We start from the raw sequence: 15,213 nt of genomic DNA, 5'->3' as shown, positions 1-15,213 counted from the left end.
TTCGTTACCTTCCTCATGACGCAAGTCTACACGTCACGTTATCTTTCATTAAAGAGGCTTTGGACAAGAGCAAATTATGGAAGGTTTTAGCTACTTATTACAGACTTTATTTTAAGGAGAAAATAATGAAAGTATTACCTATTTTAGCATCACTACTCATCCTCAGTGGTTGCGCAACAATAGATTATTCTAAAATAGAATTAAGCACTGCATCACTGTCCAATCTGGAAGTTGAAGAAATTGGCAACTTACAGCAACGAAAACATGAAATTAAGATTTCTTTCGATTACGCCATTGAGAATTTCAGTCCAGAAAACAAGCTATATATTTGCTCAGTTTTATTTGCCAATATCGATGGGACATCCGTAACTAGCTTCAAAGGTACGAGCCACCCTTGCATTCTTAACGATACGACTGGAAGCGTTTCTATTACTTGGCCTACGCCTGTAGATAAAAGCCTTAATGCACCTAAAATGGTACTTTCTAGGCTGAAATATCCAATCGAGTATTTCGTTACTATCCATCAAAAAACAGGTAAAGACTCAAGCGAATTGATTGGCAAGTCTGAAACGCTAATCAGTAAACTATAAACCTCTAGACTGGGGTCAAAGCGCAACATGTCAATTTTGTACTCCAGCCAACCACTGTTTGCGTCAACGAAAAGCACTGGCTAATGGACTTTGTAATCACACTAAATATCTAGCTCATCTAACATCAAGAGCTGAAACCTCCCCTTGCGAATGCTAAATGTATGAATCTTTAGTACATTCAAGCTCATATTGCATTCATGATTAAGATGCTTCAATGGTAAAATCAGCAAGCAATTTCGATTTCCATGCGTTATTTCAAAAACCTAATAACAAAATTTATTTTGATGATGCAGAAGTGGCCGGGCCTGATGGCTGTGCTGGCTTTTTGTAGCGGTATCGCGAGCTTTATTTTAGTTGAACGGAAAGAGTCGTTTTCACAGATCATCGCTCTGCTTTTACTCACCAGTTGGCTGTGGCTTATTATTGATAACTGGCTTCGCGACCAAGTGGAGCAACGTTTTGGTATTGTGTTGTCACCCAACTTTATGCGCTTTGCCCTACAAATGGTGCAACAGGAAAGTCTATTCTTCGCACTACCTTTTTTCTTGGCTGCCACAACATGGAATCATCCACAGGCTGCATTTACCTGCTTAATTGCACTCTGCGCGTTTATCTCCGTTGTGGACCCGATATATTACAAAAAGCTAGCCCGGCACAATGTGCTGTTTATGGTATTCCATAATTTTGCCTTATTTGTTGTGATTTCAGTTACGCTTCCTATTTTACTTCATCTTACAACCGACCAAAGTATACAAATAGCGCTAGTCACCGCCATTATTCTTACCCTACCGAGTCTTGGCAATGTCATGCCACACGCAAGATGGTGGCGTTTTCCCTTATTGGCTCTGCTACTAAGTGCGCTTAGTACTGGCTTGTGGCAGCTACGTAGCTGGGTTCCCCCTGCGGCCTTACGACTCACCGACATAGCATTGGCTTATGAAGTTGATAGGCAGCAGCGAAAACCGATGAACAGTATCCAACACCTCGATACCCATTCGCTTCACAACCAAGGCTTGTATAGTTGGAGCGCGGTAAAAGCACCTCGGGGACTAAACGAAAAGATCTTTCACGTGTGGGTACACAACAAAAAAGTGGTCGACCGAATTCCGTTAAATATTAGCGGTGGACGTGAAGAAGGCTATCGTGCTTGGAGCCATAAAACCAACTTTCCCGCCGACTCAACAGGTAAATGGGAGGTGCACGTTGTCACCAATTCAGGACAACTGATTGGCCTAACAAAATTTACTGTTTCTCTTTAGGAATAGTTTTCTAATTTGCTTGGTTAGAAATTTAGTAGTTTTGGAAAAACATCTCATTGAAAACCCCCTATAAGCAATCAAGCCCTTCCTGTAATCACTCGTTAATATATACGGGAGTTCATAACCTCGTATCATCACATTTCATATTCTTTTTAACATTTAGGCAAGAAAGAACCCTTCCATGGTCAACGATTAAGGCTAAATAACACGGTCCAACTCTTTACCATACAAGAGATTTTGATCTAGAAAAACACGCTAGCTGTGTAGCATAAGCCCCATCAGTAACCATTAAATATAGACTTGACAGGTTACAAGCCCAAGTTGTAACCTTAAACTTCAAAATTTACTGGTTACAGGTTTATACAATGAACAAAAAAGTTATCTCAGCATCAATAATAGCTGCGGCTATGTCGCCATTAGTAGTAGGGGCAGTGCAAAGCGTTAGTTATGAATATGAACAGGTTGAGAATGTAAGAGTGTTTTATCGCGAAGTTGGAGATAAAAGCGCACCAACTATACTGATGTTGCATGGATTTGCTGCTTCTTCTTATATGTGGCGGGATGTAATGAATGCACTTTCTGGTGATTACCATCTAATTGCATTAGATTTACCTGCATTCGGATATACAAAAGTGCCTGCTGACAATAGTTATCAATATACTTTTGCAAACCTAACCAAAACTGTCGAAAAGTTTATTGAGCAAAAAGGCTTAACAACATTTGCATTAGCTGTTCATGATTATGGGGCACCTGTAGGGTGGCGAATAGCCACAACAAATCCAGAAAAAATCACAGCAATCATCTCTCAAAATGGAAACGCGTATGAAGAAGGCCTCGGAGCTGGGTGGAAGCCTATAAAAAAGTATTGGAAAGATCCATCAAGAGAAAACCGTATAGCCTTGAGTGATTTCCCAACTCCAGAATCAATCAAGTGGCAATACGAAGAGGGAGTAGATGATTTGAGTAAAATATCTCCTGATGGATATACACTCGAAGGCCATCATATAACAAAGGAAGGTATGTCTGATATTCAGCTAGATTTACTGCTAGACTATGCTTCTAATGTCGAGCAATATCCTCAATATCAAGCATACTTCCGAAAACATCAGCCACCAATTCTCGCGGTATGGGGTAAGAATGATCCATTTTTCTTACCTGAAGGAGCTACCGCATGGAAAAAAGATATCCCAAATGCAGAAGTGCATTTTTATGATACAGGGCACTTCGCTTTGGAAACTCATCAATCTGAAATCATTCCTGTTATTAAGCGCTTCTTAAACAAGAACCTCAACAAGTAGATGCTTACAAGTTCGATTAAAAGTTTTTACAACTACTTGATTGGTATTTAAACGAGTAGAGTCTGTATAGCACAGTTATTTAATGTAATTCGGGCGATACACTGTGGGGATACCAATCGGACGCAACCCTTTACTTTATTAACCTACGTGGCAATTGTTTGGTGGCACAAAGTGGACTTTAAGCATTAAGTGGCGGGTCAAGCACTGAGTTCCATTCACTCTAACGAGAAAAATTAAATAGCTAGAGAACTACCAACTCTAGCTACTGCATTTCTGGTATCAGTTTTTAAATATTTCTTAAAGCCCTGTGGCTACATCGAAGTGCCTTGGTTTGTAAATATATGAATAACCTCCCTCAAAGCCAAGGTATCGTTACCTCTTATTACCTCAGAAAGAAGGGGCAATATCTAACACCCAAATCACACCAAATTTATCCTTAACCATGCCATAAAGAGGAGACCAACCTGCAGAGGCTAGCTCATGAATGATATCAGCTCCTTCGCTAAGCTTCTCCCAATATCCTTTAATCTCTGATTCATCATTACCTCGTATAGATACGTAAAAAGGCCGGACTCCTCTATCTAGTGTGATACTAGATGGAACATCATATGCCATAATTTGAAACCCATCTTCACTCGTAACCTGCCCCCATAAAATCTGATCAGCTTCCAACTCCGACTGCACGATATTACCTTGTCTGTAGCTAATAGTGATTAACTCTCCGCCAAAGACTAACTTATAAAACGTCAAAGCCCCTCTAGCTTGGCCTCTAAAATTTAAATGTGTAACGCTAGTAATACTCATAAGGTTATCCTTTGTGTATGAAGTGCTGTGAGTATAACTAACACCGACTGACAGCTAATGGCAGTAACTATAGAGTTGGACACATGAAGTCACAGCATATTTAACTTTACTTCTCAGGCTGAGCTTTAATCACGTCGTTCAACATACTATCTAGTGAGCCAAGAATAAGCTCAGCAAAAAAAGCGACTTCTTATCACCGATAAGGTAGCAATTTGATGGTGACAGTGTTATCTGGTAACCTAAAATAACCTGAACAGTGGTTACATATAAGTCTCCGATATGAATCAACCTTACTTCCTAGCAAACAACTTAGTTTTAGATTTCATTAATAGTGAATATGGTACGTCTGACGAATATCATGATTACCTAAGCGATGATGAGAGTACGGTTGCGTGGCTAAAATCAGCAGGCTGTCTCCCCACAGATTATTCAGAAGTACCTCTAGGTATTAGTGAAAAGGCGAAAAAGTTACGAACGGTATCACGGGAAATGATCGATTCAGCTATTTCTGCTGTAGAGTACGATCCTGTGTTTCTTAACAACTTATTGGATAGAGGAAAACCTGCTGAATATATCGAATGGGATAACACCTCCAATAACTTCAAACGGATTAAACAGAGAAAAAACAATAATATTGAGAGCTTATTGGAGCCCATTGGAAACTCGTTAGCTACTTTACTGTGTAGTGAAGAAATAAGGTCCATTCGACAATGTGAAGCCCATGATTGTACGTTGGTATTTTTAGATAAAACAAAATCGCATCGTCGTCGCTGGTGTAGCATGTCTCTTTGCGGCAACAGAAAAAAAGTTGCAGCATTTCGCTCCAGAAAACAGCAGAGCGATTAAGCCTATGCTGGAGCTAGACCTAAGGAGCCGTGTCATTGCCAAAGGCCATTACTTGGCCACTAAACTAAAGTTGATATATAACTATAAGAGACACAAGCATATTTAGGCTTTGTAGCCTTAAATATGCTTGCACAGCCTCCTTTCAGCTTAGATTGTCGACTCTCTAGCTTTTTTATTTAAGTAATCCCGTTGAGAGCACTTTAAAAGCGGATATGGCTTTTGGTAGTACATCTTTGGGCTCTGAACTTGATGCAACCCAAAGAGCCGCATTTAATGCAGCTCCATTAAGTAGTCGAGACGCAGCTTCAGCATCTACTTGTTTAAGCACATCGTTTTCTATTAGTTGGTTTACTTTTTTCAGTGTCGAGTGAAGACATCCATCCTGGCTAGGCCACTGAGAGGGATCCCCTAAAAATGCTGGACCATCTAACAAGACTATACGCTGAACTTCAGGAATTAAGGCCATTTCAATATAGGCAACTCCCTCCGCTAAAAGTCCCTCCCATGCATCTTCAAATTTTTCACCTGCAGCTCTGGCCTTCAACGCCATTTCTGAATCGATTTGTTCAACTACCGCAGCTAAAAGCCCCTGCTTATCACCAAAATTATGATAGAGCGCTCCTCGAGTTAATCCCACACTAGCAGTAATTGTATCCATCGATGCTGCCGAAAAGCCCTTTTCTGTAAACGCCTGTCGCGCAGCTGCAATTAGTTTAGCTTTATTTTCAGCCATTTTTTCAATGCGTTTTTTCATTTCTTAATCACTTCTAATACAACGACTACTTTAAATTGACATACGATGCGTATGTCAATTAATATCACATACATTCCGTATATGAATCTAATTTTATCGGAATCCAACTAACTTAGATTGTGTTTTCACACTATCTATTCACATTACTTTCTTACAGAGATCATTCCTATGCTACAACGTAAAGCCATATTCCCCGAAGACTCTGAGCGTCATAAGTTATATGACGAACATGGTTACTCTGCTGCTATTCAATCTGGAGACCTGCTATTTGTGTCTGGCCAAGTTGGCAGTCGCCTTGATGGTAGCCCGGAACCTGACTTTAAGAAGCAAGTGGTCCTTGCTTTTAAAAACTTAACCAACGTACTCAAAGCAGCAGGTTGCGAGTTAAATGATATCGTCGATGTTACCACTTTTCACACTGACCCAGAAAATCAATTTGAAGCGATAATGGAAGTGAAAAAGGAGGTATTTCAGACGTTACCCTATCCTAATTGGACGGCAGTCGGTGTCAATTGGTTAGCTGGTTTCGACTTTGAGATCAAAGTCATCGCGAGAATACCCACCAAGGCATGACAAATTTATATCGGTGAAGTCATCGCTTTTAACTAAAGGGTGGTTGGTGAATGCGCAATATGCTAAAAGTTATCATTCTAAATGACAACTCTACACACTAATCAGACCAATATTCGAGCATGAATAAAAATGTCTATTAGACTGCAAGCGCACCTCAGTTCTGTATTCTGAGCCTATCTATGGTACGCTGGCAGCCGCCTTAGTTGCTGATTTTAAACTGCAGTGGACAGAGTGCTATAGTGAAGCACTTCAGGTTGCCTGTTAACAAATGGCATTAGTGCATTCAGAAAAATGTCATGCTCGCCACTAGGTTCAAAGATTTCAACATGATCTTCATAGCTACGCCATTCAACCATTAAACAAATGCAAGAAGGATTTTCGATTTCTTGGCTAATAACGTGAGATAGATAGCCTTCAGCCTTTTCAAGGTAAACTCTAACTTTCGTAAAAGACTCAAAGAATTTGTCTTGCACACTAGGTTCTACTTGAAAACGGGCAATTTCAATAACCATCAATATTCCTTAGCTTATTTGATTGAATTAAGAAATTACATCTATTGCGATTTTACCGCGTAGACCATTTGCTTTTTGCTCCAACCGAGCATGTGCAAGGCCTACCTCTGAAAGCATATATGTTGCGCCAATATGTGGTTTTAGTTGCCCCCTCTCTACCAGACTTGATAACTCATCTAGCTTTCCCCTATTTTGGCGCGTAAAAACAAAATGATAGCAGGCATTTCGTCCCCAAGCCTCTATCAGGTTTTGAGGTATATTGATATCGACAATACTGACGACTCGACCTAGCTGTGCCAAAACTAGTGGGCTCTTAGCAAGCGTATCTCCACCAACCGTATCCAATACGACATTTACACCGTTTCCATCAGTAGCTCGAAGCACAGCTTCAATATAATCACTTTGTTTATAATCAATAATAACATCCGCACCTAAGCTTCTTACAAAGTCAATATTGTGTGAAGACACAGTCGTTATGACTCGTGCCCCAGCAGCCTTTGCAACCTGAATGGCGATATGACCAACTCCTCCTGCTCCACCATGAATTAAGATTGATTCACCCACTTGCAAATTAGCTCGTGTTATAAGCGCCTCCCAGACAGTTCCGCCGACTAAACTGAGTGCCGCGGCTTCTTTATGACTTAAAGAGTATGGTTTAATTCCTACTATTGATTCGTTAGCAACATGGTATTCTGCATAGCTCCCCTGCCCAACGAAAATTTCAGGCGTGTACCACACTTCATCTCCAGGTTTAAAGGTAGTGACGCCATCACCAACGGCTTCAATGACACCTGATATGTCATGCCCAGTAACTGCAGGGAGTGATACATAGTCCTTGTAATCTCCACGCCTTACCTGGAAATCTAAGGGATTGACTGAGGTTGCATGAACCTTTACCAAAACCTGCCCGGCACCTACCGTAGGTTTGGGTAGTATAACTTCGCGAAAATTATCTATACCACCAAATGAATCTAAAACCATTGCTCGCATACTTTGCCTCTCATAATTATAAAATCACACATTCACATATTTATATATCTACATTTATAGATTTGCAGATTCAAAAAAAGAGCTGCAATTACAGCTCTTTACCAAGAATTTCAAGCAACAGCCTAATATTCTCTTCATTTCTCTTATAGTAAGTCCATCCACCCATTCGCTTGGAAGTAACAAGCCCCGCTCGTTGTAATGACGCCAAATACGTTGACGTCGTTGATTGGCTTAAGCCAACCCCCTCCTGAATACTACTAACACAAACCCCATCAACATTGACATCACCTTCATCCTGCGGCGGAAAGTGCTTTTCCGGCTCTCTAAGATTTTGGAGTATTGATAGCCTAGTCTGGTTACTTAACGCTTTAATTGCTTCTAATACATTCATGTGTACACTATACCTAGATATCTAAAAATATCAATATTCAACTATTGCTTAATTTTACTTGTCTCATCTTCCTGTCAGAATATATATTTTTGGTTTTCCGTCAAGGCAACGAAGTTAAGCTTTAAAGAAAATATTGCAATACCTTGATAATTAAATCAAAAGTCAATAGAAGCAGAAACTACTTTTCTACAGAAAGAGACTGAAAAGTAGTATTCTGAGCAGCGAGAAAGTAAGCTAAGGCTTTAATTTAACTCAAGGAAGTCTATGACTGATTTTTCCATTTTACCGGACGAAAACTCAAAGCGATTTGTTGCTGTGCTCAATAAAAAAGTTGAACTTGGTCGGCTTTTTAATGCGCTTGGCCATATGACCGCTGGGCTCATTGACCAAATTGGTAATACTGATGAGCTCTGCTTTTTACCGTATCAAGACAAAGATGGTGGTATTCACCCTTCGATTTCGCACTACCCATTTATTGTGCTTAAAGCAGATAACAGTAATAAAATCAGAAAAGTGCGAGCAGAGCTTGTGGCTCGTAACATCCCTTTTACCGACTTTACAGATACCATGATTGTTGGCACATCCGAACAGCAAGTAAGTGCAACCGCTGAAACATCAGAACAAGACTTAGAGTACTTTGGCATTTGCATGTTTGGCGATAGCGCGGAGCTTAAAGAATTTACTGGGAAATTCAGCTTGTTTAATTAGCTAAAATTCGGATAAGAAACAGCTAACCATTTGTTTTTAAAGTGACGTTAAATTATTCCCTTATCTAGCCAGAGTGTTTATTTAGGCGCACTAGGTTATTCAAAGTATCACCGCTTATTGGTCGTGTTGGCGACGGCGAACTTAATAAAAGCAACAAGATCGCTGTGTGAAACAGCTCCTACTGCGTAGCGTAAATACGCGTGTAGGTGGCGGTTTACCCACCGAGCGGTTTATGCTTTTCAACGAATTTTTGATGAAAAAAACCTCAGCTCTCGCCAGCCAAAAATTCAATATAAAAACAACCAGAACGCTGTGTAAAACAGCGCCTACTCGGTAGTGAAGTCATGCTTGTAGGAGGCGATTCACTCGCCGAGCAGTTTATGTTTTTCAACGAATTTTCGGTGAAGACCCCCTCCCTTCTCACCAGCCAAAAATCCAATATAAAAACAACCAGATCGCTGTGTAAAGCAGCTCCTACCTAAAGATGAAACCGAGCAAAAAGCCGATACTGGCTTTTTGCTCTTCACATTTAGCACTGTTAAATAATTGTCTTACGGGTTCTTAGGCGATTAAAGTTAACGTAAACCTCTTTACCACAGTCTAATTTAACTGTGAAACCCGAATACTCCTCTTTGATTTCAATGAGTTTTTCATAATTCTCTTGGAAGTAGGTCTTCGTCGGGATGGATGCGTCTTTAAAGCTGATAAACGCGCCGTATGCCCCTTCAATGGTGGTGTCGCGGCTAACGTCAATCCAATCAAGCGCACGGTTTACATAGCGGTATACTGGATTTGCTTGACCGAGGCGTTTGCTGTCGTAACTGCCGTCGTATTTTAACTCGGTATTCCACCAAGTTTGGTATTGAATGGTGTACTGCGCTGTAGTATACGGGAAGGCAACACGGTCTTTAGCCTCTTCTCGGGTGTCTTCAGCATAAAACTTACCCGCTATCGCACCTAAAGTGACATAACTAAATAGTCCAAGTGGGGCATTTTGTGCAAACAGTAAAGGCGATGTGAGTGAACGCAATAGCTCCAACTTGCCTTGTTCGGTAAGGCCAGACTCACGCACTAGCTTTGAGGTGATCTTGTGTGGCGCTGGGGCATCAAAATCTGGTGTAAATGGTTCACCATCAAGGCTTGCAGCTAGCGTTCCTTTTAACCCCAGTTTTTTGAGATTAGCCAAGGAGTTTCGTGACCAGTCAGACATCAATGCTTCGCTATAATTTTGCTTGGTGTCCGTACCCGTCACCTGCACTTTGGCTGTAGGGAAATACTGTTTAGCAAACTGAGTCAAAGCCGCTTCAGAGCCTTGCCAATAACCATACATAGTACTTGGATGCTTTAAGGTTTTTTCGTAACCAGGTGACTTTTCACATTCGCTAATATCCGGGATCGCGTTGATTTTTAGATTAGTACCAACTAATTGCTCAGTATTTGAGTCGTTAATTGCATTTTCCCACTGGCCAAGCAGTTGCCAGGTGGATAAGTCTGTAGAACCACAAGCCTCATTATTCCAGTTAATTTCAAAGCGATGGATTTCGTCAGGTAGCTCAAAAGCTTTGACTCTAAACTCTGTCACAATCCCATAACTTAACGCCCCGCCTCCGCGCAGTGCCCATAAAATCTCCTTATTTTCGGTTTCAGAGACTTCAACTCTTGAGCCATCTTGCAAAATAACAGTTGCACCAACGAGTGACTCACAGCACATCCCTTTTGCTCGCGTCCACGGGCCCCAACCACCGCCTTGAATATACCCAGCTAACCCAACCGTGGCGCAAGTGCCGTGCGGAATAGTTAACGGCGGAATATCCTTGTAACCAGATTCAGCAAGCTTTGGTACTAATTGATAGAACCGATAGCCCGAGCCAATATGTGCGATATAGTCATCGCCTTCTTTCTCAATGGAGAAGTCTTTTAAACCGCTTAAATCCAGTAGCACCACATCAGTGCCGCTGCACTCCCCTTCGTGATCATGACCGCCAGAGCGCACTCGAATGGGTAAGTTATAGGCTATCGCTTCTTGATAGGCGCGCATCACATCATCGGTGTTATTACACATCACAATCACCGAGGGCGAAAACTGAAATCGTGTGTTAAATATAAGCGCTTTAGCTTGATATTCTCTAAAGCGCTCCATCGAAGTATCACCCGTTGGCAATAACGTAAGTAACTGCTTTTCGGAAAAACCATGTTTGCTTTCTAACGCGAGTACAAATCCTTGTGTCGCGCGCCAATAGCGGTCGATACGCTTTTGTGCTTCTTCTAACTGAGAATCAGGGATTGGTTTATTGGATTGTTTAGGCATTGTTGTTTCCTTGCGCTGTGCTATTTCCACATGGACAGTCGTCCACTTTGTTACCCGTAATGGCTTCGGCGAGATCTTGTATCGCTGGTGCGAGATCTTTTTTATCAATATTGACTTTAATGAGGTACGGCTTACATGGGTTTTCATGAAGCGTAGCAAAAACACCATTTAGATCCGCGACGGTCTCTACATTCAAATATTCTACAAAATATGCATTCGCTAATGATTTATAGTCCCAACGATGCAGATCATCAAATGGTGCAAATGCCCCCGCAGGAGTAAACGCACAGATATCAACAAACGACTGCTCAATTGCATACACTTGGTTACTCATTACAAACACTGCAGTATTGAGTTTGTTATGACTAATGCTAGACAGTGTTTGGCACATCATCATAAACCCACCGTCGCCGGCAACCACAACACTACGTCGATTATCAGCCAAGGCTGTGCCAAGTGAGCAACCGGTTTCATGACCTAACGACCCCCAAGCTGCATCACTAATAAAGCGACTTTCTTCAATACCAGTTAAACGCGCCGCCATATAAAGCGAAGAGCTTTCACCTAAAATAAGGTTGAAGTCACGCACCTTTTGGCATTGGGCTAGCTGCTTTTGGTATGTGCAAAAGAAGTTTTCGTAGCTGATGGCATCGCAATCATGTACGGAACTATTCAAATAGGGATTTTCCGGCAACGAGCAATGCGCACGATGCTGCATCGGATAATGCTCAATATACACCGTTAAATCATCAATAAACTGTGCTAAATCGATACCACTAAAGCGCTCGCAGTTACCAATTCTTGCTTCACCCATATTCACGCGGATCAATTCGTTACCTTGCGTTTTTAACATGGTCAGGTAATCGTCGGTGAATATCGCTCCCAACGCTAAAATGCAATCTCGTTTGCTAACAAAATCAAACGTTTCAGGCCATGATGCTTCACCCGCATAGGTGCCAACAAACAACTCCTTCCCAAGCCCTTGCACCTCACTTAATACTGATTTGGCTAGCGTGGTCGTGGTATACGGAATATTGAGATTACAGAGTAAGTTCTCGACTTCCCTTTGTATGCCGAGCCGCGTAATCTCAATGCCTAACAATACCAGAGGTTTCTCAGCCTCTTTGAGTCGGTTGATTACTTTATCGAGTAAACTTGCCATCATCGCGGGATTAGAAGCCGGTCTTGGGATCACTAAATGGCCATCTGGTTTATCACACGCTGCGCCCCACACGTTTTGCCATGCCTCTAGATAAATAGGCCGCTTTTCACTCATGGCAAGGCGTAACGCATTATCAATAATCTCCGGAGCAGAAGCAGGATCCGAAAGAATTTCACTGGCAACAGTGACATTTTCAAACACCTTTTTATCTGCGCTATAGTCGCCGGTAGAGTGATGAAATAACACGCCTGTTTCTTCAATATCGACACGGTTTTCAGCCGATGGGCTTGCCGATATAACGACAACCGGATTACGCTCGACATAAGCGCCGGCGATGGCGTTTAATACACTGAACGTGCCAACGCCGTATTGCACAGACACCGCGCCAATACCTCGGTATCTTGCATATCCATCCGCCGCGTAGCCTGCACCCAGTTCGGTTACATCGCCTACTGCGTCAATACCAGGAAAGTTGTCCAGTGCGGTCATAAATTCTTGCACATAGTCACCAGGCACTTGAAACACCTTATCAAGGCCCAACTGCTTTAACCGCCACAGTAAATGGTCAGCAACCGTAAAATTAGCGGTACTCATGATTAATACCTCGATAGGCGAATTCAGTGACTTCGTCCAGGGTGTCTGAACTGGCATTTGGCTGCTGCGCTGAATGCTGACACGAGCAGCCACCTTTACGGCAATCTACTGGTAAGTAGTTGTGGTGTGACTCAAGCCACTGTTCATACTGTGCTTTGTCTTTAGATAACCACTTCGGTGTTGGTAAAGCAAAGAACTCAGCCAATGTTGATTCAGCCGTATTTAACGCTCCTTCAACCCAGCCTTGTTCATAGGAGTACGCTTCGCCAACAATATAGATTTCTTCACTCGCGACAGGGTGGCGCATTCTGCACATGATCTCATCGAGACGATAATTGGCTTTCCACTCATGCCAGCCACCGCCATAAGGGTCATCCCCCCACTCTTGGTAGATTGCAGAATAGGGCATTGGGAGCGCTTTTTGATTATGTAACGCTTGAATTTGGCGATGTGCCGCTTCAACCATCCCGGTGGTAATTTGATACTGGTTTTTAGGTACTATCTCGTTTTCGGTATAGCCTTGTGCCCCATAGGCTGGCATAAAGCCTGGGTAATGCTCGCCCTTTTCTAAACCTTTCCAGTAAGGGATAGTGCCAATATCATTGTAAGAAGCCATTAGCAGCGAGTTGGTATTAGGCTCACCATAGGTATGCTCTACTTTACATACCTGTTCGCCTTTTTCGTTGGTCTCGTATTCAAGGCATTCTTTTTGATCGCATTCCGTGCCCATGTAATAAGTTTGACGGATTGGTAAGTCAGTGACAGAGCGACCAGCAACAAGCCCCAAACTGCGCCACCAAGGTTGCTCGTAAGCCATAAACATCTTAATCGCTTTTTGGATAAGTACTGATGGAATGTTTTCTTTCAACCAAGGGTCGTCAAAGAACGGCGATTCAATCAGCTCAAGCGAGCGCCTTGGCATAGCCAAAATAAGCCGCTTCACTTTGATGCTATATGCTGGAGCATCTTTATCGACCACTTTTCCACCGCCATTCACTTGTGTTGGTTGAAAAGTGAGTTCATAACGATACTCGCCACAATCATGCAGCTCAATTTTTGCAAGTCGATGCAACATATTAACGCGCTTACAGCGATCCAGGCAGCCCGGTGCCGCTGCAAACTCTTCACATAGCTTCAGCGGTAACGCCTGAAAACCATCTTTGAGTGTTTTAAATACCGTATCATCACTATATTCAGTGGCAGGCAGCTGAGTAACCGCGCTGGCATTCGCCACATTAGCATCGTAGCCACCCGCTTCTTTCATAAAAAGATATGCTTCGTTACTCAACACATGCTCAAGCAAGTTCCAAAAGCCAAAGCGCCAGATTTCCTTGCCAAACACTTTGACTTTCATCTGCTCTGCAAGAGACATATCGGCAAATCCCGGGCAGATGAGGTTCATGACTTTAACTTGAAGATCTTCCGGTCCATAGCCTCGCTCTGTTTCTTCAAGCTTGTATGGGATTTTATCTGGACACTCGGCGAAATCACGATATCTAAAATATTGTCCGCGCAGGTAAAAGAGGTTGTTTTCACTGCCTGCTTCAGGAGGGCTTTCTGCATTTGAGGGGTATAACGGCAGCTTTGAGCCCATTGGGAAGTCTTTGGTTTGGAGTTTTAGCTCATCCACCAGCGTACTCACCATCACATGATCGTCAGGAATAAAGCGCATTCCACCAAGCTCAGCCACAACGTTGGGCAACCCCGGAAGCGTGCGACTGTACAAACGACCACCGATACGATCGCTATATTCAAATAAGCCTATGCGATGTGTATCACCAAGTTCTTGCTGAAGACGCCATGCACTATATACACCCGATACACCGCCACCCACAATGGCAATATCTAGTTCTTTATTCATTTTAATATGCTCCTTTAAGCTATTACTTTAAAAGCATATTTAAGGGTCGTGATTTTATCTATTACACCGAGTTACAAGAGATTACAGAGACATTACAGCAACTGCAAAAACCACTTTTCCCTAAACAAGCATAGATATGTAACCCAATGTTTTTAGCCAAAATGCTTAGCTAATCGCATTTATTTTGATTAACGCAAATGCCGTGCAAACGGCAATGACTCAACTCGGTGAAGAAATCGGCATAGTCCTACTGATTTCTTATTCCGCCTAAAAGATGTTTATTAATCAAACAAGTCACTTAGCATAATCTTGGTTTTCTTTTTCACCAATTGGCGCTGACTCGATTAAAACAATTGAAATGAAAGTTTCACAAAAAAACTTCTAAAAAACTCAATTTTTACGCAAACAAACATTGACCTTACCACCGTGGCAATCTTTACAGTTATTTAACTTGGCAGATTCATCCTTAAGGTGAAGTTGACTTTTTATTAACCTCACTTTGTTAGTAGGGCATGGAAATTAATTACTTCGTGCGTTACCGCTTTGGCACATGCTTGTCGGTA

Annotated in this window: 14 protein-coding genes; 6 read left to right on the top strand and 8 right to left on the bottom strand. The window is 42.1% G+C overall.

The features are described 5' to 3' along the window. Positions 1-125 precede the first annotated feature (125 nt). The 3 genes from PPIS_RS21700 to PPIS_RS21690 all read left to right on the top strand — a co-directional run bounded on the left by PPIS_RS21700 (position 126) and on the right by PPIS_RS21690 (position 3,147). Positions 126-590 carry a hypothetical protein gene (locus PPIS_RS21700; RefSeq protein WP_010369714.1) on the top strand — a complete coding sequence of 155 codons (465 nt, stop codon included), beginning with the start codon at positions 126-128 and terminating at the stop codon, positions 588-590. A gap of 245 nt (positions 591-835) precedes the next feature. Further along, positions 836-1,849 carry a DUF5924 family protein gene (locus PPIS_RS21695; protein ID WP_021032517.1) on the top strand — a complete coding sequence of 338 codons (1,014 nt, stop codon included), beginning with the start codon at positions 836-838 and terminating at the stop codon, positions 1,847-1,849. 365 nt (positions 1,850-2,214) lie between these two features. Then, positions 2,215-3,147: an alpha/beta fold hydrolase gene (locus PPIS_RS21690; RefSeq protein WP_010369720.1), complete on the top strand. Its 933-nt coding sequence runs from the start codon at positions 2,215-2,217 to the stop codon at positions 3,145-3,147. Between the two features lie 387 nt (positions 3,148-3,534). Here PPIS_RS21690 and PPIS_RS21685 read toward each other — a convergent pair whose 3' ends face one another. Then, a complete protein-coding gene (locus tag PPIS_RS21685) occupies positions 3,535-3,951 on the bottom strand; it encodes a VOC family protein (RefSeq protein ID WP_010369723.1) in 417 nt (138 codons plus the stop codon). Positions 3,952-4,230: 279 nt separating this feature from the next. Between PPIS_RS21685 and PPIS_RS21680 the strand changes: the two genes are divergently transcribed. Continuing rightward, the gene (locus PPIS_RS21680; RefSeq protein WP_010369726.1) at positions 4,231-4,797 is read left to right on the top strand and encodes a CGNR zinc finger domain-containing protein; all 567 of its coding nucleotides are present in this window, start codon (positions 4,231-4,233) and stop codon (positions 4,795-4,797) included. Positions 4,798-4,969: 172 nt separating this feature from the next. Here the strand turns inward: PPIS_RS21680 and PPIS_RS21675 are convergent, their stop codons facing one another. Next, positions 4,970-5,551, bottom strand: coding sequence for a TetR/AcrR family transcriptional regulator (locus PPIS_RS21675; protein ID WP_010369729.1), 582 nt, complete (start codon positions 5,549-5,551; stop codon positions 4,970-4,972). Between the two features lie 168 nt (positions 5,552-5,719). On the opposite strand from PPIS_RS21675, the gene PPIS_RS21670 reads away from it, so the two are divergent. Continuing rightward, complete coding sequence (locus PPIS_RS21670) at positions 5,720-6,124, top strand: RidA family protein (protein WP_010369732.1); 405 nt, start codon at positions 5,720-5,722, stop codon at positions 6,122-6,124. 212 nt (positions 6,125-6,336) lie between these two features. Here PPIS_RS21670 and PPIS_RS21665 read toward each other — a convergent pair whose 3' ends face one another. The 3 genes from PPIS_RS21665 to PPIS_RS21655 form a co-directional block, all read right to left on the bottom strand. Continuing rightward, positions 6,337-6,636, bottom strand: a complete 300-nt coding sequence (locus tag PPIS_RS21665) for an antibiotic biosynthesis monooxygenase family protein (protein ID WP_010369735.1) — start codon at positions 6,634-6,636, stop codon at positions 6,337-6,339. Between the two features lie 27 nt (positions 6,637-6,663). Continuing rightward, positions 6,664-7,626 (bottom strand): zinc-dependent alcohol dehydrogenase family protein, encoded by a 963-nt coding sequence (locus PPIS_RS21660; protein WP_010369737.1) that lies wholly within the window; start codon positions 7,624-7,626, stop codon positions 6,664-6,666. Positions 7,627-7,714: 88 nt separating this feature from the next. Beyond that, positions 7,715-8,017: an ArsR/SmtB family transcription factor gene (locus PPIS_RS21655; protein ID WP_010369740.1), complete on the bottom strand. Its 303-nt coding sequence runs from the start codon at positions 8,015-8,017 to the stop codon at positions 7,715-7,717. Positions 8,018-8,281: 264 nt separating this feature from the next. On the opposite strand from PPIS_RS21655, the gene PPIS_RS21650 reads away from it, so the two are divergent. Beyond that, complete coding sequence (locus tag PPIS_RS21650; protein ID WP_010369743.1) at positions 8,282-8,725, top strand: DUF2000 domain-containing protein; 444 nt, start codon at positions 8,282-8,284, stop codon at positions 8,723-8,725. 538 nt (positions 8,726-9,263) lie between these two features. Here the strand turns inward: PPIS_RS21650 and PPIS_RS21645 are convergent. The 3 genes from PPIS_RS21645 to PPIS_RS21635 are packed head-to-tail and all read right to left on the bottom strand — an operon-like array spanning position 9,264 to position 14,650. Beyond that, positions 9,264-11,033, bottom strand: coding sequence for an FAD-binding oxidoreductase (locus PPIS_RS21645; RefSeq protein ID WP_010369746.1), 1,770 nt, complete (start codon positions 11,031-11,033; stop codon positions 9,264-9,266). Next, positions 11,026-12,789 carry an alpha-keto acid decarboxylase family protein gene (locus PPIS_RS21640; protein ID WP_010369749.1) on the bottom strand — a complete coding sequence of 588 codons (1,764 nt, stop codon included), beginning with the start codon at positions 12,787-12,789 and terminating at the stop codon, positions 11,026-11,028. Before PPIS_RS21640 ends, PPIS_RS21645 begins: the two co-directional genes overlap by 8 nt. Further along, the gene (locus tag PPIS_RS21635) at positions 12,776-14,650 is read right to left on the bottom strand and encodes a flavin monoamine oxidase family protein (protein ID WP_010369752.1); all 1,875 of its coding nucleotides are present in this window, start codon (positions 14,648-14,650) and stop codon (positions 12,776-12,778) included. Before PPIS_RS21635 ends, PPIS_RS21640 begins: the two co-directional genes overlap by 14 nt. Between the last annotated feature and the right edge of the window lie 563 nt (positions 14,651-15,213).

Origin of the sequence: Pseudoalteromonas piscicida (assembly GCF_000238315.3) — a bacterium.
GTDB classification, from domain to species: Bacteria; Pseudomonadota; Gammaproteobacteria; order Enterobacterales; family Alteromonadaceae; genus Pseudoalteromonas; species Pseudoalteromonas piscicida.
Note: the sequence above shows the minus strand (reverse complement) of the source record. Positions and strands in the feature narration are given on the sequence as shown.

Excerpts from the sequence above, each read along its gene's own strand:
- PPIS_RS21695 (WP_021032517.1), top strand. The coding sequence starts at position 836 with ATGCGTTATTTCAAAAACCTAATAACAAAATTTATTTTGATGATGCAG.
- PPIS_RS21635 (WP_010369752.1), bottom strand. The coding sequence starts at position 14,650 with ATGAATAAAGAACTAGATATTGCCATTGTGGGTGGCGGTGTATCGGGT.
- PPIS_RS21655 (WP_010369740.1), bottom strand. The coding sequence starts at position 8,017 with ATGAATGTATTAGAAGCAATTAAAGCGTTAAGTAACCAGACTAGGCTA.
- PPIS_RS21665 (WP_010369735.1), bottom strand. The coding sequence starts at position 6,636 with ATGGTTATTGAAATTGCCCGTTTTCAAGTAGAACCTAGTGTGCAAGAC.
- PPIS_RS21660 (WP_010369737.1), bottom strand. The coding sequence starts at position 7,626 with ATGCGAGCAATGGTTTTAGATTCATTTGGTGGTATAGATAATTTTCGC.
- PPIS_RS21675 (WP_010369729.1), bottom strand. The coding sequence starts at position 5,551 with ATGAAAAAACGCATTGAAAAAATGGCTGAAAATAAAGCTAAACTAATT.
- PPIS_RS21670 (WP_010369732.1), top strand. The coding sequence starts at position 5,720 with ATGCTACAACGTAAAGCCATATTCCCCGAAGACTCTGAGCGTCATAAG.
- PPIS_RS21690 (WP_010369720.1), top strand. The coding sequence starts at position 2,215 with ATGAACAAAAAAGTTATCTCAGCATCAATAATAGCTGCGGCTATGTCG.
- PPIS_RS21680 (WP_010369726.1), top strand. The coding sequence starts at position 4,231 with ATGAATCAACCTTACTTCCTAGCAAACAACTTAGTTTTAGATTTCATT.
- PPIS_RS21700 (WP_010369714.1), top strand. The coding sequence starts at position 126 with ATGAAAGTATTACCTATTTTAGCATCACTACTCATCCTCAGTGGTTGC.
- PPIS_RS21645 (WP_010369746.1), bottom strand. The coding sequence starts at position 11,033 with ATGCCTAAACAATCCAATAAACCAATCCCTGATTCTCAGTTAGAAGAA.
- PPIS_RS21650 (WP_010369743.1), top strand. The coding sequence starts at position 8,282 with ATGACTGATTTTTCCATTTTACCGGACGAAAACTCAAAGCGATTTGTT.
- PPIS_RS21685 (WP_010369723.1), bottom strand. The coding sequence starts at position 3,951 with ATGAGTATTACTAGCGTTACACATTTAAATTTTAGAGGCCAAGCTAGA.
- PPIS_RS21640 (WP_010369749.1), bottom strand. The coding sequence starts at position 12,789 with ATGAGTACCGCTAATTTTACGGTTGCTGACCATTTACTGTGGCGGTTA.